This is a genomic window from Mycoplasma sp. P36-A1, from assembly GCF_049478495.1.
Taxonomy (GTDB): Bacteria; Bacillota_I; Bacilli_A; order JAJDGJ01; family JAJDGJ01; genus P36-A1.
Genome location: NZ_CP168083.1, coordinates 188,215 through 211,297, shown reverse-complemented (window position 1 = coordinate 211,297; position 23,083 = coordinate 188,215). Strand labels below are relative to the sequence as shown.

Genomic DNA, 23,083 nt, shown 5'->3' with positions numbered 1-23,083 from the left:
AAAAACTTGCTTAAAAGAAAGAACAATAAATCATTGAATAATTTATTTCATTAACTGTGATTAATTCTATTGCAGCAACAACAATGTTATAACATTTATTTCAAAATGATAATTGGCAAGTTAAATACATTCTTTCAAATTGTCTGATTATGATAGTAATTGATAACAAAATAAATAATACAAATTATCACTATTTATAACATTAAAAATACTCAAGAATGATTAATTTCATTCTTTTTTTGTCTAAAAAAAGGAATGCTATGCATTCCTTTTAATTAACATACTTATTTAAAAAATTATTGACTTTTTTCATATATTGATAGCTACCTAATACTGATTTTGCTTGTCCATGACCTGCTTTTTTTACTATTAGTTTTTCTTTTTCTACATTTGCAGCATTATATACTTTGTCTAACATTTCAAAAGGAACAAATGTATCCTTATCGCCATGTATAAACATCATAGGTACCTTTGCATTATTAAGTTGGTTTAATGTATTACCATCTTCTAAAAAGTATCCTGCTCTAACTTTTGTAGTAAGAGAAGCAAAATTTATTATAGGAAAACTAGGTAAATTAAATATTGATTTTAATTGATAAGCAAAAATATCATTAATACTACTAAAACCACAGTCTTCAACTATAGCTTTAACATTTGCTGGTAAGTTTTCTCCTGCTGTATTCATTACAGTAGCTCCGCCCATTGAGATACCATATAATACTATTTCTGCATTTTTATTGTTTTTAATTATTTGATCAATCCATACAAGTGCATCTTTTCTTTCATCCCAACCCATTCCAATATAATTGCCTTCACTTTTACCATGTCCTCTTGCATCAGGCAATAAAACATTGTAACCAAAATCATTAAAGTCTGCAGCCGTATAAAACATAGCATTGGCCTGAGACATATATCCATGAAATACTATTACCCATTTATTAGCATTATGATTTTTTACCTGGTAGGCATGTAATTTCAAATTATCTTTAGACATTACACTTACTTCACTATTATTTTGTAAATCATACCATTTTTTACTAGCTTCATAATCAAGCTTTTGACCTTCTATAACATTATTATCTGCACTTAATACCATACTTTTATCGGTATTAGGATTAAGAGCAAGATCATAAAAATAATTACCTATAAAACCACCAGCAATTACTAATAATACTGTAAATATGCTTAAAAAAACTATAATTTTCTTTTTCACATCTATCTCCTTTTTCTTTTAAAGTTACTTAATATTATATACTATTTGATTATATTATTGATATCTTTTTTGATACTTCTTATTATAAAAAATATCTAATCCTTTATTATTAAACACTTTCTAACCTGTATCACACTAGTTTAACCTATCTCATTTATATTCTATTTCTTTTAACCCTATTATTATTCATCTACAAATACTTTATCTATGTCAAGAATAGATTTACAAAAATTGACAAATTAGACAGTAATAGTGACAAATTAGACACATTGTTTATTATTTAATTATTAATTATGATATAATTCAAGAAAAGCAATACTCACTTTATATTTAATTACTAAATATAAGAGCATTACAATAATTGGTAATATGAAAGATATCATCAAACACTATAGTAAGAGGCCTACTATGATTCTTTATACGATGTAAATCAAATTCATGCTTAAGGAGAGAAGAAATATGTTTAAAATAGATATAGATCAAATATCAAACGGTGGCTTTAAAATGGGCCCTGTTAAATTGAATATAGAAAAAGGTGTTTTTTACCATTTAATTGGTAAAAATGGTAGTGGTAAATCTACACTGTTAAATTACATATTTAGATATTATAGAGATAATGTCTCAAATAGTATAGTTTATTGTCCAGATACTTATATTGGCTATACAAATGTTACAATTAATGAAATTGAGAAGATATACAAACTTTCAACTGAAAAATGGGATTATCAAGAATATAAGATACTATATGAAAGTTTATTAGATATTAAAAAAAATAAATATATATCTACTTTATCAACAGGTGAAAAAACAAAACTATTGATTTGTATTTTAATGGCTTTCAAGCCACAATTTATAATATTTGATGAAGCACTTTACAGTTTGGATATTGATTCTAAGGAAAAGATTTTAAACTATCTAAAATTATATTTAGAGAAAAACAATGCTTATTTTATCGGAGTAAGCCATGATACCGAATTAAATCAATATAGTGATCAAATTATCGATATTAAAGAGGTAGTTGCACATGATTAAGCAATACTATAATTCTATTATAAAAGACTTCATACTATCAAGAAAAATAATATTAATCGTATGTATTTTCATGGCAATTAGTTTTTTTGTTCAGGTTTTCATTGAAAAAGATACTAGTATCTCAACTTTTGGTAAAGGAGTTGTTATATCCCTTACAATATTAAATGTTGGATTGATTCTTTTTGCTTTTAAAAATGAGGAAGAGATTGAATTTGATTACTTAGCTCATTTTTTTGATTTAAACAGGCCTAAAAGGATCATTGCTAAGTATTTATTTTTTCTAATAATTAATTTATTTATACTACTTTTATATTTAGTGTTTAATGTAGATTTTCTAATAATTGGGTTCCTAGTAAATATAATAATTTGTTCTATAACATTATTTACATATTATACCTTTGGAAGTCAGTACCTAATGATTATGGTTATGGTGTTTAGTGGTTTAACTATACTGTTATTTCAATTTTTCCCCATAAGTATTACCAATTTAAGTAATATTAAATTATTAATACCACTAATTGGTATCTCACTATATTTTTTATCATTAATATTTTCTTTAATATTAAATAAGCTTAAAAGGATAAGATCATATGAAACTTAAATTTATTAATAATTATAAAAGAGAGTTATATATAAATAGAAAAGCCTTTATTACATTAATAATTGTTCTATTTTGTTATTTTAACTTCTTTAATAATTTTTCAAATGTTTTAAATGTTAATAGAGATATTACTTATATCTACATATTGTATTCTAGTATTTACTTCAAAAATATTATAGAAGTAACATATTCTATGAATACTAAAAAAATAAACCATTTAATCTATGGAAATGAGTACAATAAATTAAATGCGTATATATTTCATTTCACTAGCATCGCATTAATAATAACGCTATTTAGCTATTTATTTAATCTAAACTTTAATAGTTATATTATCTTATGTATATTCTCATCCATGGTATATCTATTAAGCTTTTTTTTGAAGAGAGTAACTCTATTTGTATGTATATTACTTTATCTACTATTTATGATTAACTATCAAAGTACTTTTACAAATTTATTAAATATTTCTACTTGGTTATTATTTGTAATATTTAGTTACTTATTTGTCTTTATAGTGAAAAAGTATATAAAATATTAGTGTTATGATTCATCTCTTATACCTATTAAAAATAATATCATCTTAAAATGAAGATAAAGTCTTCATTTTTTTAGTTACTATCTAATTTTTGGGTGTATTTACTTGTTTACAAACATCAAAAAAAGGAATAACTATTGTTATCCCTGATTGAATTAGTGCTGAAAAAGTAGCTTAAGTAGCTAGTTAATTATAAAAAAACTCTTAACTTGCCTAAGCAACTTAAGAGCTAATAGTTTTATAATGGAGCGGGTGAAGAGAATCGAACTCTCACAGTCAGCTTGGAAGGCTGAAGTTCTACCATTAAACTACACCCGCATTTGATACCTTTATATTATAGTATTTATATAACGTTTTGTAAACACTTTTCTTTAAAAAAATTGATAAATATCGTTATTTTCACTACTTTTTTCCTCTTTTTAAGAAAAAAACTGATTTTGATAATATTTAGAACAAGTTTTTTCAAAACTTTATTTCAATTATCTTCTCGTAGCTAAATACATAGAGGTATTTTCCACCCTATTTGACAATGAACCATATTTGTTTAAGTAATGATTTAGTATATAAATTTTCTAAATTATAATTGATGCTTTTATAATTAATACCCAAAGAAATTATCATTTATATTTTGAATTAAATGGATATAAAAATGCAGGTAAAATATTATTAGACCAAGTACGAGCAATCGATTCAAATGCTAGAAAAGTAAACCATATTGAAAAGTTAAATAATAATGATTTAAAAGAAGTATTAAAGCCTGCAAGTTTTATATTCCAAGAATAGGTTAGAAGGAAAGTAATTACACTTTTGCCCCTCCCATTGCCCACCGTATGTACGAGTCCTGTATACGGCGTTACATTTGTATTATCCAGAAATGACTTAGATAGTATTCAAGATGATGGTCCAAACATAGTCTATCCTTTTTCTTTATAGATAAGATGTTTAGGTTTAGTATGATATTAACCACATGCACTTCGCATTGACGATACAGTCATAAGCTTAAATTAGCCACTTTGTATATTTCTTCATTATTGAATGCAATGCTTCAACTACTGTAATTAAATAGCCTATTTTACAATATTAGTATCTATACTTGTAAAAGGTTCACTTTTTAATCCTACAGTACTTAAATATATTTTTTTATCTGTTACTGATTGTATTATTGAAAATTCATGGTTATTATCTAATGACTTAATATTAAAGTCATAACTTGGTACTTCTTTGCTAAAAACAATTTCAGTTTCAATAAAGGTATTGTCCTTTTTAATTTTTTTCTTAGAAATTTTATAAAATAATTTTCCTGGATCTTCTTCATCATTTTTTTCAATATATATTAATAAATATTTATTTGCAAAATTAAACATAGAGTTTTTACTATCATCTATTTCTTGAACTTGATCTTTGCTTAATCCTTCATTATCCTCTTCTTCTTTACTAGGTTTTCCAGATGTTAATGAATCCTTTATATCTTGTTTAGTAAAACTAATATAATAAGTTTGATTGTGTTTTAAATTAGTTGGAACTTCAAATAATGAATCATCTTTTAATAATTTGAAAGCTGAGAATGCTATTAAGATTATAAAAGTTATAGCTGTTGTTGTATATATAATTTTTTTCTTTTTCATATTTTTACCTACTTTACCTTTATTAATTTCGAATCATCTATTTCATATATCTCATCTGCAAAACCTTCATGAAATGTTTCATTATGAGTTGTATAGATTATAGATGCATCTTTATTTATTTTTAAATAAGTGTTAAATAATTCAATTGCTAATTTTTGAGATTTCTTATCTAAAGCATCAAATGGTTCATCTAAAATTAAATATTTAGAACTATCCATAACAGCTTGAATAATTCTTAACTTTTGTTTAGTACCTAAAGAGTAATTACGATATTTTTTATGTATAATATCATTCATATTAAAATAATCTACTAATATCTTTATTTTATCTTCAGATGCTATTTTTCTTATTTTAGCTAAATAACATAAATTATCAAATCCACTTAAATTTTTGTTGAATTCAGGATTATTAATACTTACACCAGAACCATTAATAAAATCATAGTCTTTTTTTAAAATATAGTCATCTATTTTTATTATTCCAGAATCTGCAGTAGAATAACCTACAATAAGCTTTAATAGTACACTTTTACCTACCCCATTTGGCCCTTTTATTAATACTTTCTTTCCATTTTCTATAACCATACTAACATTATCTAAAATCATATTATCTTTATATTTTTTACTTAAATTCTCTATTACTATCAAAATATATCCCTCTTTCTTTTGTATATTGTCATAAATATAATGTAAATTAAAACATGTAAAGCAATAAATATTAATATATAAACAAAATCATATATAGCAACACTAGATTTTAATAATATACTAGTACCTATTGTTATATCTGTATATGTTAATAATATAATCAATACGATATTTATATATATAGTATGTATGTACTTATTAAAAATAATAGCTAAATTAATAATATTTGTAATTAAAGAAAAAGCTAAGATTAATTTAAAATAATAATAGAACATAGATACATCATTAAATGTTACTGGCAAATTAGTTACATAATGATAAACTAATAAATGAATGACAAACATTGCAAATATTAATATAAATGAGTTAATGAAATTCATTACATACATTTGTCTTATATTAGCTTTTAATTGTTGTTTATGAATAGAAAACTTTAACAAATCACTATTAGAATTATTTTGATTAATTAAATAATATAGAATTATAATAAAGAATAGTACATAATAGATATGTGTAAAAAATAGATTCTCTACTGTCTCATATTTATTAACAGCAGCACTATTATAAAATAATATATCAACAATGTTTTCAAAGCTAGTAATGTTATTTCCTTCATAAATACGATATCTAATTATAAAAAATACAATTGTTACAATGCACATTAATATGGTATGTTTTTTTATTTTTATCTTCTTATTATTAAAATATAGTATCGTTAATCCTAAAATAAAACAAAGAATCGTGATTAATAAATTATATTTTAAATTATTATAATCTGAATAGTTAAATAAACTGATTTTTAAATTTGTAAAAAATCTTGTTGCAATAAAAATAATTAAAAGCAAGAAATATAAATATTTACCCAATTTTATATTTAATGATATATAGTAATAAAATAGTAATAAACTAATGTTTGTTAAAAAAACAATTGAGGCAAATATTAGCAACGGTATGATTTCATACTCTGAATTCAATAAGGCAAAAAAGATGTTACCTACAGTTATAACAAATAAAAAAAAAGCGACTAATGTAATTTTTTCTCTATACATAAAAATATAATAGTCTATCTTTCTTTTAAATCGATAGATTATCAAATTATGATCAATATTATCTTTACATAGAAAGAATACAAACACTATTAATATTAGTGTAATAAAATAATTATTATAAACATTAATAAAACTAAAATGAGCTTTTAACATATAAAATAATAGTGATATTAATGAAATAATGATACCATATAGCATGGCTTCTTTATATTTCAGCATTTTTTGACCTCCAAAACATAATTATCATACTTATAACAAGAGGAATCAATGCGCCTGAAAGTAGAATAATACTATTTAGATCTGCATAATCAGAATTAGCCATTATTGTACTAGGACTTATATATAATGAAATATCAGGAAATGCATCCATTATTACAAAAGAAAACATAATCAAACCATAATATAATAGAAATGGTGCAAATATAATTTCTTTAATATTTTTTAAGATAAATACTAGTGACTGTGCAAATAAACTATAAGAGAATATAACCATAAAAAACTTTATAAATCCTTCAATCAAATAATATAAATATAAATTATTAGAATAAAAACTTCCACCAAATAAATCTAAAAGGAAACTTTTAGGCAAGCTATTTAAATCATGTATATCTAATGATGTCTCTCCGTTACTTACTACAATCATGAAGATATAAAAGATTAAAAAAGATGTAAATACTGCAGAAGAAATTTTCAAAGCATTTATAGTAATACTTTTTAACATAAATTTAAAATAGCTTTTTTCCCTATATATTATGTAAACATCTATATTATTATATTTTTCAAAATTCAGATAAGCTGATATAGACATAAATAAAGGAATTAGTAATTGAAAAAAATAGAAAGAAAAAATCATATTAAAATCAAATTTTTTATAAGATTGATCTTCAAAAATATATTTAATATATTCTATTGTTCCTTGTTTTAAAAAAGGAGCATCACTCATTTTATTTCTTTCAATAAAATTATTATTATCAAAGACAAAAATATATAACCTTTCAAAAAAACCATTTTCTGACAAATATGTAATAAAAATAAAAGAAGATAAAACGAGGGTTAGTATAATATACACTTTATTATTATCAATAATTTTTTTCATGTTTTATCTCCTTTAAAATAATTAGATTTTATGGATCCCATCTACCAGAAACTTTAGTAATTGGATCAATCATATGCTCTCTTTTGGTTTTTAGCCAAGCATAATAACCTTTTTTCTGAGTAGTACTGAACGTCTTATTCTGCAAGTAATTAAGTAATGATTCTCCTCTGACTGCACCATCACTATTCACAACCCTAAACCATTGTTTGTGCTTAGACTTGCTACTACTTTGCCAATGAACCCATGCAGTTTTCAAAGTATCACTTTTAGTATTTCTTGAAGATGCATATGCCCATGTACTACCAGTTGTTGCAGTAAATGATTGTACTTTCGCATCAACCTTAGCAGAAAACATGAGCGCTAAAACTAATAAAAATGACATAAAAACTAAATTTTTATACTTATTTAATAAAAACATCGTTAATCTCTCCTTTCTTTTGTATTACTATAATATTATCAAATATTTTGTTTGAAGTTCTTAATATTTTCTTAAATTACTATTACATTTATGTAATAGTTGTCACAAAATCTTAATAAATTCACTGCATTCACATAATTAAGTGTTTATTACCTTTTTAACACGATAAAAAAAATTTAGAAATATTTGTTTTAGTTGCTTGGCTAAAAAAATCTAACTTTTGAAATGCTAGTACATAATACTTTTTACAACTAAATATTTCTTTATGATATATACTCATAATATGATTTTAAATTCATGACTTACAATCAACTTAGTGGCTTATATTTTTTATTAAAGTTAGCTTTAAAACATTATAAAGCAATATAGTTGCATCTAGTCGTTACAAAGTTAATAATAAGAGATATAAATAAGGAGGAAATTAATTATGGAAAAAATTTTAATTGCGTATTTTACAACTACAGGAAACACTCAATCTATAGCAGAGGCATTTAATGATGCTATCAAAGATTCAGCTGAGGTAACTCTTGTAGAAATGAGTGATGACTTATCAATTGAAGGATTTGATAAATATATGTTTGGTTCACCTGCACAGGGTACTGAAGTTACAGATGATACTGTATTTGATCCATTCATGGAAAAAAACATTGAAGGATTAAAGAATAAAAAAGTTGCCCTATTTGGTTCATTTGGTTGGGGTGGTGGAGAATACATGACTACTTTTGCTGATAAAATCAAAGCAGATGGTGTTAATGTATTTGATGCTCCATTTACAGTATTAGAAGCTCCTGATCAAGAAGCTATCGATGCAGCAATGGAATATGCTAATAAATTCTTATCATTCTAATAAAAAGAACGTTAAAAATTATAAGTAAATAGTATTAATGATGGTAGGTACAATTTTTTTGTATCTATCTTTCTTTTATACTAACATAAAAGAAAATGTTGTCAAACATTGGATTAACTTCTATCTTACAATTTAAACTTTTACTATATTTGTTAGAAACAGTATTTAGTTTATTTTAAATTTATATATTATTGAATGTATCTTCAAATATATATAAGACTTTATCACTAATTTTTATTATCACAGATCTAAATTATTAGTTTAATATGTAATCTACAATAAACAATCAATTTTCATAGATATTATATTGAATCTTTCTATATTGTTTTTTCTTTTTATACAGATTCTTAAGAAAGATTATGTAGATAAATGCATATTATTATAACAAAAAAAAGCACCTTAAGTGCTTTTTTTTTGTTTATAAGTCCTTCATAACTTTACGTAGTATTCTGAATAGATCACTAGCATCTTCACTTGTGATTTCCATACATTCAGCAACATTATTAGGTACTTCCTTGGCATTTTTTCGTAATGTTAATCCCTTTTTAGTAATACAAACAATTACATTTCTTTCATCAATTTTATCTCTTTCTCTTGAAACATACCCATTTTTTTCTAACTTTTTTAATAGGGGCGTTAAAGTTCCTGAGTCTAAAAATAAAAGTTCTCCTAATTGTTTTACATTCATCTTTTTTCTTTCCCATAATACCATTAATGTTATATACTGTGTATACGTAACACCTAGCCCATCTAGAAATGGTTTATAACGGCGAATAACTTCCTTTGATACAACGTATAAAGGAAAACATATCTGGTTATCGAGCTTTAATTCTTTATACTCCATAAACATACCTACTTCTCTTTAAATTATATTCACACAAATTTATTTTAACATAGTTTTTTAGTATAGAACACACTAAACAGGAACAAAAATAGCACAAAAAGTGTACTAGTGAAATTACTACACTTTATTAATGCACTTTTAACATTCAAACAACAAAAATAGACTTATTGTATACTTTGATTATCCTTAAAATTAATAATAAAATCACAATTGATATTTATAGATTCATTATGTAATAGTAATTATTAAAAAAAAGAGAAATATCATCTAAATGTATTTCTCTTTCAAAGCTTTTGTTTAAAATATTTATCTCTTGATATTTTAATAATATTCTTGTATGTTGCAAAGATGCATACTATCAATGGTATAACCATCATCAAGCCATATAAGTTATTATATGCCAAGATCATTATCAACATTAATTGAAACGATAAAATAATACCATAGCAACTAAATCCAAAAACTAATGCTTGTTTTTTAGAATAAGACACATACTTATTGTACCAAGGAGTTGAAAATAATATTCCTCTTACAAAAAAATAGGCCGCAACTAACACTAGCATATCACCTGCAAATGTATTATATTCAAACTGAAGAAACTTTGATAAAATTGATAAGACAACACCAATTCCAATGTATATAGCATTTATTTTCATATTTATAAGAACCCCTATTTTTATTTTAGATATATTTATATGTTCTTTATAATTATAACAAATTTTTATGAATATACATAGCATAACTAAAACTAATTCATAAATGCATTATTCAATAAATACTGATTATGGTTTACTAATTTAAATAAGTAAACCATAAGAATCTACATACTTAAAATAAGCCTTTTTAAATTCTTTCATTCTCTTTTGTGCAACAGGTATTTCATGATTATTATCCATTATTACTTTATTATTATTGTAGAACATTTTAATACGTTTAAGATTAATGATATACGCAGCATGAGTATGACTAAAATTAAAATGTACTAATTTAGCATTGATATCCTTTACTGTTGAAGAAATATAATATATTTCATTATCAAGTACTAATCTAACCTTTCTATTTACATATTCAATATAGATTATACTATTTATTGGTACTTGCACATATCCAGCAATCGTCTTAAAGGAAACTAAAGTAGAATGATGTGAACTAAAATCTTTAAACCAAGGATTTACAACATCTAATAGATATAAAACTTGTTTTGTGGAAAATGGCTTGATAATGTAATCAAAACTATGCAAATAATTCATATATACTTTAAATAGAGAATAGTCTAAAATAAAAATAAACTTTGTCTTTAAATTATTAGCTTTTTTAAGACCCGTAATTATTTCTATACTATGAGCATTATCAATTTGAATATCTATGAAAGAAAATGAGTAATTACACGTTAAGGAAGCTTCTAAAAAAGTATCACACTCACTAAAATAATCTATTTTAATATCAATATTTTTATCCTTAAAGTATTTCTTAATAGTAGAAGCTAAGTAATTAGTATTATTTTGATTTTTCTGACAAATTGCAATATAGAAAGAGTTCATATATACCTCCAATATAAATGTATTACATTCTATTATACTTTTAGTATATACAATATACAAATTCACAATAATGAGTAAACATATTATTCATGAGCTATTATTTAAAAAATAATACTCATTAGTTACTCCAGCTATTATTAATAATAAAGACATTTATCTATAAATTTTTAATAGAATTACCATATATCTATAGCTTTTAAGCTATTTACTTCCATCTAAGATCCTTTTTATAATAATTATTCTTAGAAAAAATATTATAAATTTAACTCTTACTATAAAAGTTATTATAAATAAATAATATTTATAATAATACATTATTTATGTACTAAATATGTAATGTTTTAGTACTAAATCATACATATTATAGTAAACACAACAACAATAACCTCATATTATATTTAATTGTATAAACTACATTTATTAATTAGACATTTATTCCTATTCTTTAGACAATATTTGTTTTTTTTGTTTTTAGCTATGATATTATGACAATAGTGATAGTTTAATACAAAGAATAATTTATTAAAAAGAATGTTGCTTTGATGTCTATAGTTTCAATAGTTGCACCCTCGCTAATAAGTGCAGATATTGGTGATTTTAACTTTTATGTAAATAAGGAACATAGACAGGCTAAACAAGTAAAAAAAAGAAAAGCTGATAAATCAGCTAGAATTAATATATTAAATAACAAAAATTCTACAGACTACTTTTGGGTGGATATTCATAGAAGTAGTACTGATCAAATAATTGGCTGGAAAAAAATAAATGATAATTCACCTACTGAAACTATATCTTTAAATAGAATATATAGAAATGAAATGCACTACTTACGTGTAGCTAGAGCAAGTGCTGCATTTGATAATGCTCTAAAACTAGCAAAAGGATGGTACTCTCTTGATTTAAGCTAGTATCAAAATATAACCTATCACTAATTATTTTTAAAGGAGTTTAAATATGTTTATCTCTAGAAATATTTTCAAAGTAAATTTACTTATTATTATAATTACATCAACTTATGGATTACTTAATTGGTTTTTCTTTTCCCAATATAGTAATTCAATAGATAGTTTAAGAAGTTTATATTATTCTATAAATTATTTTGGAATAACTTTTAATATATCTAATATAATTTTTATACCTATTATTGCTTTGTTAGCTACTTATAGCTATCTTTTTTTAAGTAATCGTATTCTATTATTCAGTATAGGGAAAAATACACATTACTACAAAAATAGATTCTTTTTAAAAGTAGTAGTAACATTATCCACTAGTCTAATAGTAATAACCACCTATAGTTTAATAGTATTAATCTTTTATCTTATCAATCCAGAAGCAACCTATATTGTAAATGATAGTACTATTTCACTAGTAAAAGATAACACTTTATATAGTAGTATTGAATACTATATATACAGTAACCCTCTAAGAATTTTTATTTTTGAAGCTATTATTTTAGTATTTATCCCCCTATTTATAACTACATTTATGACACTTACAATTCAAGATCTTATACATTCATTTGTTAAGACTATTTTATTATTATTTACTTATATCTTTATATTTTCATTTATCTTATCCTTTTTTATACCTACACAATATAATTTTAATATTATATTTAATTATGAAGTAATAAACAACTTTAAAATATATAAAGTTATCTTTCCCTATTTATATACAATTACAGCAATAGTATTGTTAGAGTATTTTACATATGATATTTAACATATATAAACATTATAAATTATTAGCTTGTATCTTTGCATATGTAACTTCATTACTAGTTGTCACTAATTATTCAGTAAGTGGCTTTACTGACAATTCATATGATATATTTTATATCCTATTCTTAATTGTTAATATAAATATATTGTTTAATTTATTTATCAAAGACTCACTACTATTAAAAGCAACATCTACTATTAATTATCATAAAAATCTATTATGCATTACTATAAAAGAAGAAATATTATTTATACTACAAATAGAATTTTGTATTTTACTAGCAAGCATTAGATATTTAAGTTTTATTCCCTTTATTATTAGTACTATTACATTTATATTACTAATGATAAACATAAAAATAATGTACATACTACTATTACAATTTACTAAACTAATATATATTTTTTTAGTAGTAAATTTTATCATAATAGCATTTCATTTAGTAAGTCGTTATTCACAATATAATTTTAGTGTAATATCAATCTTATATCAATTTGATTTAAGAATTATTTTAGTCTTATTAGTACTATTTCTAATAAATTTATTTATTTTTATAATTACACTAGAAAAAGTAGTAATAAGCAAAAAAGCTAAATCATATCTTTTATATACTGTAACATTTTTAGGAATACTATTAACTTTTAAATATATTAATACCGATAACTCAATTATAGACTTTTTAAAAATATTTGGTGAAAATCCTGATTTAGCTTATATTGAATACAAAAAAGTAACATTTATATATGCTCTAACTTTTATATTATATTTTCCAATAATAAAAGCATTTTTAAATTTCAATGAAAACTATATAAGTATACTTTCATTTAAGTCTACTAGTATTACAAATTTAAATCAAAAGATATATAAATACTTAACTGCAATAGCAATAATATCTACTACAAAATATCTATTTATTATCTTAGTAATAAATATAATATATTTTGATATTTCACATACAAATAATATTATGCTTTATTACTTGTATGAAACAATAATTATTATTTTTATAACATTAATAATCGCAAATATCAGTTTTGACAACAACAATACTAATTCTATAATATTATTTATTCTAATATTATTTCAAGTTTTAAAAATATACTATTTAAATAATTGGTACTTAATACTTATAACCTTGATATTGTTATTTAGCTTTACAAGTTACACTAAAAAATTAAGATAGAAATGGAGTGATAAAATGATTGAATTAATAAATGCTAGTAAAAAATATCGTGGAAGAATTGTTTTAAATAATATCAGTTTAACATTTAATGATAATAAGGCATATGGTATCTCTGGAGTAAATGGCTCAGGAAAAACTCAATTACTAAAAGCAATTTGTGGTTACATTGTATTAAATAGTGGTAGTGTTATGCAAGACAACAATAAAATAAGGAATAAATATAATTTTATACATAATGCAGGAATATTGATTGGCGATCCAGAATTTATACCTGATAAAACTGTTATTGAAAATTTATTATTAATAGCTTCTATTCAAAATAAGTGTGATAAAAAACGTTTATCAGTATTGTTAAAATATTTCAATTTAGAAAGCTTTAAGGATGAACAATACAGTAAACTTTCCTTAGGGAGTAAAAAGAAAATGCTAATAATACAAGCGATTATGGACTATCCTAAAGTGCTAATACTAGATGAGCCATTTAATGCTCTTGATAAAAAAACAAGTGAGAAACTAAGAAGTTTTCTAGTTCACTATAAAAAGAATAATTTATTAATATTAACATCACACAATGAAAATGATTTAGAGATCATATGTGATGAAATATTTGAAATTGAAGAGGGAATGATAATATGAAACTACTGACTATACTTTTATTGTTTATTTTAACCAGCTGCAGCTTTGTAAACATAAATATAGAAAACACAATGATTAATGATTATTGTAATATTGATAAAGTTCCAGATATTGATGATAATCAAGAACTTAAAACAAACCTAAACAATAAATTCTATGATGCTATTAAAGAATATGAATTAATATATGATGAACAAAGCTTAGCTTGTTATAAAAATGATGAACAAATATATGCAAATCACTTTTTCACAAATAAAAGGGCTAAAACTAGTGCTATTTTTATTGGTATTACTTCTAATAGTATCGAAGATATAAACTTAGAAAAGCTAAATAAAGCATTAAAAAAATTTTCAAAACATGAAATAACACTAAAAGATTTAGCTAACATGACTCGTGATACACCACTTGTCTTACATAATAAATGTGTATATTATTTAGAAAAAATAAGTAATGGTTACATTATTACAATAAATTAAAGGAGCCTTTATGTTTAAAATAATATACAACAAAAAAATCTACTTCATCTTTATTTTATTTATAACTGTTATTACATTAATATTCATTATTTCTAATAATATCGATGATAATAAAAGAAGTATTCTTCTTTGTCAAAAGCATGAAATACTAAAATCAAATGAGACTGCCATAAAGAAAAATACCTTTACTAAATATAATGTTGAAACATATACCGATTTGAATTATATTCAAAATAATAATGCAAGTGCTTGTTTTATAAATAATAATAAAACCATTATTTCAAATAAAATAGAATGGAACTACTCTAATATTATTGCTAGTTATTTTTACAATAAAGATCAAAATTTATTAATTTCTGATTTAAAACAAAATTTAAAATCTTTAGATATAGTATTTAAAACAGATGAAATAAATCAAGTAATTGATAAAATTAAAGAAAGTAACTTTGAGAACATTGAAATATCCTATCATGATTTTTCATTCATTCTAAATAAAGAATATAATTTCTATTCTATTAAATATGGTTTAACTCAATATCAAGAAGATTGGCTATAATATACTACTAATACAAAGTGAGGTGTTAATATGAATAAAGTTAGAATTGCTGTTTGCACACAAAACATAGAAATACAAAATAAAATTAAAACTATTATACTAGAATATTATAGAAAGAGAAAAACTACTATTACTCTAGATATTTTTACAAATGGAAATATATTTATTGAAAAAGCATTAAATAAAAATTATAGTTTTATATATTTGGATTTGGATTTTAAAAGAAACAATGGCAAAAAAATAATTGAATCTATTAAGACTATAATCAAAAGTCCAACTTTAATAATATTTATATTAGACTACCATAGTTGCGAGAAAGTCATCTTTCCACTTCAGACCTTTGATATTATTACTAAATCTTTTACAAAGTATGATATTCATCACTCTTTGGATGAATTAAATCATCGACTAAATAACAATTTAAGTATTCATATAAAAAAAATAGTTTTTAAAACAATTTCAGGAATAATTAATGTACCTATTAGTAATATTTACTATATTGAAAGTTCTAATCGAAAAGTAAATATTATCCTAAACTCAACTACATTCTTATTAAATGAAAAAATGAATAGACTGACTACAAAAATGGTAAAACATAATTTCGCAATTCCACATTCTTCTTTCATTGTTAATTTATCTAAAATATCTAGTATTGATAATAATAAAATAACTATGGATAATGGTGATGTTATATTTATAGCACGCACTAGAAAAAAGAGTTTTAAAAAACAATATCTAGAATATATTAAATATCTTGGATACTAACACATTAGCTATATATTATTTATGTATAAATAGATATTTTAATTTTAAAATGACATATTTGTTAATATAAATGACACATTAGACAAGACCACTATTATTATTTTAAATGTTATATATAATTCTAGTAATACTATTTATTTTAAAAAATATATTTTTAATTACAAAATACATATAAAGGAGGCACACAATGAAAAAAAATATAATACTAATTTTTATATTATGTTTAAGTATTTTAATTAAACAGTTTGATAATAACTATGCTGATATACAAAATATTGGTAAAGAAAATAATGAATATGTTTCTGTCTTATTAAAAAGAGGAAATAGCCTTTCTAATTTAATTAATTATGCTGAAAAAAACAGTCTTAATATATCTTATTTATCAATAGAAAATAATGAAACAGTAATTTATCAAATCAAAAATTATGATCCTTATACTACTACTAAAAATAAGTATGATAAAGGATTAAATGATTTTGAAAATAAAGTAAATTTTTTCCAAAGTAATGTTAGAACTGAACAACTAAACAAAGATCATATAGTTAATGGATTTAGATCATATAGTATAACTTCTAAAGATAAAGACTATGATGTTTTAAAAAAGTCTTTAGATGAAGTTGGCTTTGAAGCATATTTAGTACATGTAGTAAAATCAAATGATATCGATTTTATATTTGATGTTATTCTTATATTAGTTATTTCAATATTATTACTTTCTTTTATTATTGAGTACAACAAACAAAAAAAGAAAATAAACATTGAACTGACACCCGTCAAGTAGACAGTGTAAATAATTAAATTCTTAACATTGCAATATAGCTTAAACACAAGTTGTTTGAGTTATATTGTTTTTTCTATCTATATTTTCCCAGTATTTAACCACTTTAGGATTTGGAACGATTGGATAAGTTACAACCACTAAATTATTTTTAATCTGATCTAAAGCTTCATTTCTAACTTCTATTGGTGTTTTATAGTTAAATCTAGGTTGTAATCTTATATTATTATAGAAGTATATGTGTTCAATAATATAATCTTTTAACTCAGATATACTATTTGCTTTATTGTAATCTACCATTTCAGTTTTTAGTATTGCCCAGAATTTCTCGATTGGACCATTATCTATACACCTTCCAACTCGTGACATACTTTGTACCATGTTTTGATCTTCCAACATTCTTTTAAATGCTTTTGATGTGAACTGATAACCTCTATCGCTATGAAACATAGCTTTAGAATTAGGGTTATTATTTATTGCTTCTCTATATGCATCGAATACTAATATATTATCGTTTCTTTCGGATATTTGATATCCAACTATTGTATTATCAAACAAATCTATAATAGCTGCCAAATATAGTTTTAATCCTGTTGATGATATTTTAAACTCAGTAACATCACAACACCATTTTTCATTTGGTAAATTAGTGCTAAAATCTCTGTTCATAATATTTTGTGCAACTACTTCAGGAGTACTTCTAATATATTTTGGTTTAGAGCTCTTTCTAATTTTTGCCTGAAGGTTTGATATTTTCATAATACGATATATTCTTTTAGGATTATAATTTGCGCAAAATTCTCTATTAACCATTGCACACATTATTCTATAACCAAATATATATTTATATTCCTCTTGTTTTTGCTTAATAAACTTATAGATTTCTATATTTTCTATATCTTGCTTTGATTCTGATCTTTTTAACCATTTGTAATAACTACTTCTATTTAGTTTTAATATTTTACAAGTAAATTTAATACTAATTCCTTCACTATAAAATGCCTTTACTAATTCATATTCTATTTCATTTTTCGGCGTGAAAGTAACACGCTCCTTTCTTTCTCTTCTAGCTTTTTTAGAATTTTATTCTCTAGTTCTTTCAATTCCAATTCTCTTTTTAGTCTTGAATTATCACGCTGAAGTAGTTCAATTTCATCTAATTCACTATCATCTTTCTTGCGACCACGATTATCTTTTAAACCATCAACTCCATCCTTTAAATATTTTCTAGTCCAATTGTAAACGTTAGAATAACTAGTTTTATACTTACTAGCAGTATCGATATAATTTAAGCTATTTTCAATACAATATTTTGCAATAGCTAACTTTTGATCATAAGTATATTTATTATTGTCTTTCATATAGACACCATTACTTTCTAAAGGCTTATGAGCCTTTGTTTCTATATGATTATTATACTTATTAATCCAAGATTGTAAAATACTGATTGAGCTTATATTATATTTACCGATGATATCATTTAAAGAACCTAATCCATTAATATAATCATTAATTGCATAATTTTTCAAATCAGTTGAATAAGACTTATTAAATTTATTGGTTATCAATGCTTGTTCACCATTGCTTATATATTTATTTAACCATCTTCTTATAGTGGATTCATTTACAGTTAATCTATACGCAGCATTACTAACTGATTCGACCCCACCAACTATGTCTAATACAGTTTTCATCTTTATCTCAAAACTGAATTTAGCTTTTCTTCCCATAATAAAACACCTCCAAAATATTTAGTGTAATTTGTTTTTTTACACTGTCCACTTTAGAGGTATCATATCACATTTTAAAACTGTATAGTAATTTTACAAATGCTTTTAAATATCTCTACTTAAATCAACTTATATTAACGAGTATTTTATTACTACTTTTGTCATTTTTTCTTATAACATTTATAAAAGTTGATTCTTTCTTATTAATAAGAAACTTTGGACTATTTATATTAACACAATGGATTATTGCAATTATATTATGCTATAGCTTAAATAAAAAGTTAAATATTTCTGAATTAAAAGGAAGAGTTAATTTGAAAATTCCTTTTAATATATTTAGGATCTTATCGTTTTTAATTATCATCCTAATTTCAATAACAGGATATCAATTGTTAGGTAATATTGAAGATAGTACTTTATTAGAGTATCAAAAATCTAAATGGAATTTTTCCAAAAATTATGCCAATTTAACTATAAATGATGATTTACTTGGTTCTAATATAACAGTAGACTATCTTAATGATATTTATAAACAGTTCAAAAATAGTTCTTTAGTCTATTTTGATAATAATGAGTTTTCAGACTATGAAACAGAAATGTATGGAGAACTTTCAGCAAACAAAATTAAAGATGTTGAAGTAGATAAGTATTCAGCAATAACCGTAAATAATGAATATTTGAAAATTAATGATTTGTCTATGCATATTAAAAGTAATGATATAAATGTTTTAATTCCTAGTAGTTTATGGAATCAAAAAGATAAAATTATGAAATCTCGATGCATTATCGATAGAAATGATAAAGATGTAAAAATTAAAGATTGTAACGCTACTGAAACTGATGATAAAAACATATTCGTTGGTGCACTATTAGATAATGCAAATACTGGTATGCATAAGGCGATTATAGTAGTATACAGTGATGATTTTATAGAGAATGAAGTAAAAGTAGATTCAAGATTAATTTTTCTTAAGTATGATAGTAATAGTTCCTATGATAAAAATTACACTAATATAATGAATTCAATTAATAATAAAAAAATATTTTCTGAAGATGGCTTATATACAGGCTTATTCAATAAGTCAGTTGAATACAGTCATCTTGAAGATACAATGGCTACAGGACAACTAATTATAACAATTGCTCTTGTAATCTTTCTTTTAGTAATTATTTATTTTATATACAATATTATTAATATTTATATAGGTTCTATGATTAAAGAAATAATGATTAAAAAAACTTCTGGTTATTCACTATTAGCAAGATACCAATCATTACTATTATTTTTAATATTTTGTTTCTTATTAACTACATGGCTAATTTGGCTATATTTACTAATGAGTAAAAGTGGTTCATTGACAGTAAATTACTTATTTTTCATTATTTTTATTAATTTATTAATCATACTTATCTCATATAAAATTGTTAATAAATTAGAAAAAAAGAGCATCTTAAACATTTTAAAAGGAGATAATATATAATGATAGTTTTTAAAAATATATCAAAAGGTTATGACACCCCTATATTTGAAAATATTAGTTTTTCTATAAATAGTGGCGAGTGTGTTGCTTTCACTGGTGAAAGTGGTTGCGGTAAATCAACTATACTTAATATAATTGGTTTACTAGAAAATTATGATAGTGGTGAATATTTATTAATGAATAAGAATGTTAAATCATTTAAAGATAAAAATAAAACAGCTATTATGAAAAATGAAATTGGATATATATTTCAAAACTTTGCTTTAATTGATGATGAAACAGTCTTAAATAATCTAAAGCTATCTATACCAGATAGAAAAAAAAGAAAAAATTGTAATGAAGCAATTGATAAAGTCCTAAATGAAGTTGGTATGTTAGCTTTTAAACAAAAAAAGATCTATACATTATCTGGTGGTGAGCAACAAAGGATTGCAATTGCTCGTATCCTTTTAAAGGATTGTAATATTATTTTAGCTGATGAGCCTACTGGATCATTAGACTCTAAAACAAGAGATGAAATATTAGAGCTGCTTATGAAACTAAGAAATGATCATAAAACAATAATAATTGTAACTCATGATCAGTATGTTGCAAATTGGTGCAATAGAAAATATATATTGAAAAGGTGAATGATATGAAAAAAATTTTAAGTGTGTGTTTACTAATATTAGTTTTAAATTTAGGTTGTTCAAATAATAGTAGTAATACAAAAAATTTGGAAGACTATAAAAAGAAAATTAATGAATTAGAGTTAAAGGTTAATGAAACTAACACCAATAATATTAAAGAAAAATTACAAGATATTAGTGGTTTATCTAATAAAATTATTAATCATAATTTAGATGATGTACCAAAAAATATAGAAGATAAAATAGATATAAAACTAATGCAAATAATCGATTTAACGGCTGAAAGCAAAAAAATGGAGATTACTTTATTTAAAGAATCAGTTACTAAAGTTTTAACAAGTATAAAAGATGATTTAGAAAATGCTACTAAAAATTAATATTATAAAAAGCTAGAATGATATAGAAACATTCTAGTTTTTTTTATGCTATTTTATAATAAGCTTTACATTAATAATTTCATCATAATTTTTAACATTTATATCTGATGGTGTGTTTGGTAAGTCACTTTTCTCATTTATACTTCCAAAATATATTAAATTATATTCATTTACCTTTTCTACAATAAAACTTTCTTCTATGGAGTAATAATCATAGTAATCATAAATATATATGAAATTGTTTTTGCACATTCTATATTTTCAGTATCTGACTGGCTTAAGCAATGGAATTTTTTTTACACTGTCCACTTTAGAGGTATCCTATCATAGTGTCATTGATATTTACAATAAAAAAAAGCTTTTAAACTACCTTGTAGGCAATTATAAAAGCTTTTGTATTTTTAATGGAGCGGGTGAAGAGAATCGAACTCTCACAGTCAGCTTGGAAGGCTGAAGTTCTACCATTAAACTACACCCGCAAATGGCGGTCCAGACGGGACTCGAACCCGCGATCTCCGCTGTGACAGAGCGGCATGTTAACCACTACACCACTGGACCCCTAATGCCTTTATATAATAGCATTTTTAAAAATACTTGTAAAGTTATTTTGCTAAATTTGTGCACTTTTTCAATAAATAAGACGATATTTTAATAATATCGTCTTTTAGTAAATATTTATTTTGCTTTTACTGAAAATCTTAAAGTTGTCTTTAATTTTTCTGGTGCTGTTTTTCTTGGATCACTTAAGTATATTTCTTTGTGATTTAATGAAGATCTTTCTAAATTATTCTTTTCTGCAAATTCTTGCATAATACTAAAAGTTTCTACTTCTGTATCATATGGACCAACATGCAACATTTGAATTGAAAGACCTTCTGTAATTTCTTTTAGTTCTAATTTATCTATATATGAATTTTCAGAATTTTTTAATTTGATTATTTTTTTATAGTCTTCAAACAACTGTTCATTTAAGAAATCTGGTTGTCTTATCATCATTATAGACTTGAAATTATCTTTATTTAACCCTTTAGAAGGATCTTGTAAGGTCCAATAACCTTCTAAAGGAAATACTACATAGTCATAGTAATCTTTTAAATTTTTAGATTTCATTTTTACTGTATATGACATAGAATATAATGCTTTCATTACATCATTAAACTGTTCATTATTAGGATTTCCTAAATATTCTACACAAATATATTTATAAGCTTCAACATCTATTATTTGTGGCTTTTTTTTAGCAATATAAATATCCTTATATTGTTTTTTATAATCTATTTTTTCCATAGTTTTCCCCTA

28 protein-coding genes and 3 tRNA genes are annotated in these 23,083 nt (G+C 23.3%); 15 read left to right on the top strand and 16 right to left on the bottom strand.

What is annotated here, in order from left to right; translation table 4 throughout:
- Positions 1-271 precede the first annotated feature (271 nt).
- On the bottom strand, positions 272-1,213 hold the full coding sequence (locus ACD762_RS01040) for an alpha/beta hydrolase (protein ID WP_423363965.1): 942 nt from the start codon (positions 1,211-1,213) through the stop codon (positions 272-274).
- Positions 1,214-1,672: 459 nt separating this feature from the next.
- Between ACD762_RS01040 and ACD762_RS01035 the strand changes: the two genes are divergently transcribed.
- Together ACD762_RS01035 and ACD762_RS01030 are read left to right on the top strand one after the other, a co-directional pair.
- Positions 1,673-2,245 carry an ATP-binding cassette domain-containing protein gene (locus ACD762_RS01035; protein ID WP_423363964.1) on the top strand — a complete coding sequence of 191 codons (573 nt, stop codon included), beginning with the start codon at positions 1,673-1,675 and terminating at the stop codon, positions 2,243-2,245.
- A complete protein-coding gene (locus tag ACD762_RS01030) occupies positions 2,238-2,846 on the top strand; it encodes an ABC-2 transporter permease (protein ID WP_423363963.1) in 609 nt (202 codons plus the stop codon). Before ACD762_RS01035 ends, ACD762_RS01030 begins: the two co-directional genes overlap by 8 nt.
- 782 nt (positions 2,847-3,628) lie before the next feature.
- Here ACD762_RS01030 and ACD762_RS01025 read toward each other — a convergent pair.
- Positions 3,629-3,702: transfer RNA gene (locus ACD762_RS01025), tRNA-Gly, on the bottom strand.
- Between the two features lie 258 nt (positions 3,703-3,960).
- On the opposite strand from ACD762_RS01025, the gene ACD762_RS01020 reads away from it, so the two are divergent.
- Positions 3,961-4,167 (top strand): type II toxin-antitoxin system PemK/MazF family toxin, encoded by a 207-nt coding sequence (locus ACD762_RS01020; protein ID WP_423364703.1) that lies wholly within the window; start codon positions 3,961-3,963, stop codon positions 4,165-4,167.
- Between the two features lie 284 nt (positions 4,168-4,451).
- On the opposite strand, the gene ACD762_RS01015 is transcribed toward ACD762_RS01020, so the two are convergent.
- Genes ACD762_RS01015 through ACD762_RS00995 form a run of 5 tightly spaced genes read right to left on the bottom strand, consistent with a single transcriptional unit; the run spans position 4,452 to position 8,219 of the window.
- Entirely contained in the window at positions 4,452-5,009 is a 558-nt protein-coding gene (locus tag ACD762_RS01015; RefSeq protein WP_423363962.1) for a hypothetical protein, read from the bottom strand.
- Positions 5,010-5,017: 8 nt separating this feature from the next.
- The gene (locus ACD762_RS01010) at positions 5,018-5,656 is read right to left on the bottom strand and encodes an ATP-binding cassette domain-containing protein (protein ID WP_423363961.1); all 639 of its coding nucleotides are present in this window, start codon (positions 5,654-5,656) and stop codon (positions 5,018-5,020) included.
- Positions 5,650-6,924 (bottom strand): hypothetical protein, encoded by a 1,275-nt coding sequence (locus tag ACD762_RS01005; protein ID WP_423363960.1) that lies wholly within the window; start codon positions 6,922-6,924, stop codon positions 5,650-5,652. Before ACD762_RS01005 ends, ACD762_RS01010 begins: the two co-directional genes overlap by 7 nt.
- A complete protein-coding gene (locus ACD762_RS01000; protein WP_423363959.1) occupies positions 6,911-7,801 on the bottom strand; it encodes a hypothetical protein in 891 nt (296 codons plus the stop codon). Before ACD762_RS01000 ends, ACD762_RS01005 begins: the two co-directional genes overlap by 14 nt.
- 28 nt (positions 7,802-7,829) lie before the next feature.
- Positions 7,830-8,219, bottom strand: a complete 390-nt coding sequence (locus ACD762_RS00995; protein WP_423363958.1) for a hypothetical protein — start codon at positions 8,217-8,219, stop codon at positions 7,830-7,832.
- Positions 8,220-8,646: 427 nt separating this feature from the next.
- Here ACD762_RS00995 and ACD762_RS00990 point away from each other — a divergent pair, with 427 nt between their 5' ends.
- Positions 8,647-9,066, top strand: coding sequence for a flavodoxin domain-containing protein (locus ACD762_RS00990; RefSeq protein ID WP_423363957.1), 420 nt, complete (start codon positions 8,647-8,649; stop codon positions 9,064-9,066).
- A gap of 418 nt (positions 9,067-9,484) precedes the next feature.
- On the opposite strand, the gene ACD762_RS00985 is transcribed toward ACD762_RS00990, so the two are convergent.
- The 3 genes from ACD762_RS00985 to ACD762_RS00975 form a co-directional block, all read right to left on the bottom strand.
- A complete protein-coding gene (locus ACD762_RS00985; protein ID WP_423363956.1) occupies positions 9,485-9,910 on the bottom strand; it encodes a MarR family winged helix-turn-helix transcriptional regulator in 426 nt (141 codons plus the stop codon).
- A 245-nt stretch (positions 9,911-10,155) separates the two neighbouring features.
- Positions 10,156-10,566, bottom strand: a complete 411-nt coding sequence (locus ACD762_RS00980) for a hypothetical protein (protein WP_423363955.1) — start codon at positions 10,564-10,566, stop codon at positions 10,156-10,158.
- A 141-nt stretch (positions 10,567-10,707) separates the two neighbouring features.
- Positions 10,708-11,451, bottom strand: a complete 744-nt coding sequence (locus ACD762_RS00975; RefSeq protein ID WP_423363954.1) for a LytR/AlgR family response regulator transcription factor — start codon at positions 11,449-11,451, stop codon at positions 10,708-10,710.
- Between the two features lie 542 nt (positions 11,452-11,993).
- Between ACD762_RS00975 and ACD762_RS00970 the strand changes: the two genes are divergently transcribed.
- The 8 genes from ACD762_RS00970 to ACD762_RS00935 all read left to right on the top strand — a co-directional run bounded on the left by ACD762_RS00970 (position 11,994) and on the right by ACD762_RS00935 (position 17,570).
- Positions 11,994-12,359: a hypothetical protein gene (locus tag ACD762_RS00970; RefSeq protein WP_423363953.1), complete on the top strand. Its 366-nt coding sequence runs from the start codon at positions 11,994-11,996 to the stop codon at positions 12,357-12,359.
- Positions 12,360-12,405: 46 nt separating this feature from the next.
- Complete coding sequence (locus ACD762_RS00965) at positions 12,406-13,173, top strand: hypothetical protein (RefSeq protein WP_423363952.1); 768 nt, start codon at positions 12,406-12,408, stop codon at positions 13,171-13,173.
- On the top strand, positions 13,163-14,356 hold the full coding sequence (locus ACD762_RS00960; protein ID WP_423363951.1) for a hypothetical protein: 1,194 nt from the start codon (positions 13,163-13,165) through the stop codon (positions 14,354-14,356). The genes ACD762_RS00965 and ACD762_RS00960 overlap by 11 nt, the downstream gene beginning before the upstream one ends.
- A 15-nt stretch (positions 14,357-14,371) precedes the next feature.
- A complete protein-coding gene (locus ACD762_RS00955) occupies positions 14,372-15,025 on the top strand; it encodes an ATP-binding cassette domain-containing protein (protein WP_423363950.1) in 654 nt (217 codons plus the stop codon).
- Positions 15,026-15,063: 38 nt separating this feature from the next.
- Positions 15,064-15,468 (top strand): hypothetical protein, encoded by a 405-nt coding sequence (locus ACD762_RS00950; protein ID WP_423363949.1) that lies wholly within the window; start codon positions 15,064-15,066, stop codon positions 15,466-15,468.
- A gap of 10 nt (positions 15,469-15,478) precedes the next feature.
- On the top strand, positions 15,479-16,024 hold the full coding sequence (locus ACD762_RS00945) for a hypothetical protein (RefSeq protein WP_423363948.1): 546 nt from the start codon (positions 15,479-15,481) through the stop codon (positions 16,022-16,024).
- Between the two features lie 30 nt (positions 16,025-16,054).
- On the top strand, positions 16,055-16,789 hold the full coding sequence (locus tag ACD762_RS00940; protein WP_423363947.1) for a LytR/AlgR family response regulator transcription factor: 735 nt from the start codon (positions 16,055-16,057) through the stop codon (positions 16,787-16,789).
- Between the two features lie 187 nt (positions 16,790-16,976).
- Positions 16,977-17,570: a hypothetical protein gene (locus ACD762_RS00935; protein ID WP_423363946.1), complete on the top strand. Its 594-nt coding sequence runs from the start codon at positions 16,977-16,979 to the stop codon at positions 17,568-17,570.
- A gap of 39 nt (positions 17,571-17,609) precedes the next feature.
- Here ACD762_RS00935 and ACD762_RS00930 read toward each other — a convergent pair whose 3' ends face one another.
- Entirely contained in the window at positions 17,610-18,551 is a 942-nt protein-coding gene (locus ACD762_RS00930) for an IS3 family transposase (protein ID WP_423364702.1), read from the bottom strand.
- Between the two features lie 35 nt (positions 18,552-18,586).
- On the bottom strand, positions 18,587-19,297 hold the full coding sequence (locus tag ACD762_RS00925; protein WP_423363043.1) for a helix-turn-helix domain-containing protein: 711 nt from the start codon (positions 19,295-19,297) through the stop codon (positions 18,587-18,589).
- Between the two features lie 314 nt (positions 19,298-19,611).
- Here ACD762_RS00925 and ACD762_RS00920 point away from each other — a divergent pair, with 314 nt between their 5' ends.
- Genes ACD762_RS00920 through ACD762_RS00910 form a run of 3 tightly spaced genes read left to right on the top strand, consistent with a single transcriptional unit; the run spans position 19,612 to position 21,784 of the window.
- Entirely contained in the window at positions 19,612-20,778 is a 1,167-nt protein-coding gene (locus ACD762_RS00920; protein ID WP_423363945.1) for a hypothetical protein, read from the top strand.
- A complete protein-coding gene (locus tag ACD762_RS00915) occupies positions 20,778-21,428 on the top strand; it encodes an ABC transporter ATP-binding protein (protein WP_423363944.1) in 651 nt (216 codons plus the stop codon). The genes ACD762_RS00920 and ACD762_RS00915 overlap by 1 nt, the downstream gene beginning before the upstream one ends.
- The gene (locus tag ACD762_RS00910; protein ID WP_423363943.1) at positions 21,413-21,784 is read left to right on the top strand and encodes a hypothetical protein; all 372 of its coding nucleotides are present in this window, start codon (positions 21,413-21,415) and stop codon (positions 21,782-21,784) included. Before ACD762_RS00915 ends, ACD762_RS00910 begins: the two co-directional genes overlap by 16 nt.
- A 48-nt stretch (positions 21,785-21,832) precedes the next feature.
- Here ACD762_RS00910 and ACD762_RS00905 read toward each other — a convergent pair whose 3' ends face one another.
- The 4 genes from ACD762_RS00905 to ACD762_RS00890 form a co-directional block, all read right to left on the bottom strand.
- The gene (locus tag ACD762_RS00905) at positions 21,833-22,036 is read right to left on the bottom strand and encodes a hypothetical protein (protein WP_423363942.1); all 204 of its coding nucleotides are present in this window, start codon (positions 22,034-22,036) and stop codon (positions 21,833-21,835) included.
- A 153-nt stretch (positions 22,037-22,189) separates the two neighbouring features.
- Positions 22,190-22,263: transfer RNA gene (locus ACD762_RS00900), tRNA-Gly, on the bottom strand.
- Between the two features lie 3 nt (positions 22,264-22,266).
- Positions 22,267-22,342, bottom strand: a tRNA-Asp gene (locus ACD762_RS00895).
- A 117-nt stretch (positions 22,343-22,459) separates the two neighbouring features.
- The gene (locus ACD762_RS00890; protein WP_423363941.1) at positions 22,460-23,071 is read right to left on the bottom strand and encodes a GyrI-like domain-containing protein; all 612 of its coding nucleotides are present in this window, start codon (positions 23,069-23,071) and stop codon (positions 22,460-22,462) included.
- Positions 23,072-23,083 lie beyond the last annotated feature (12 nt).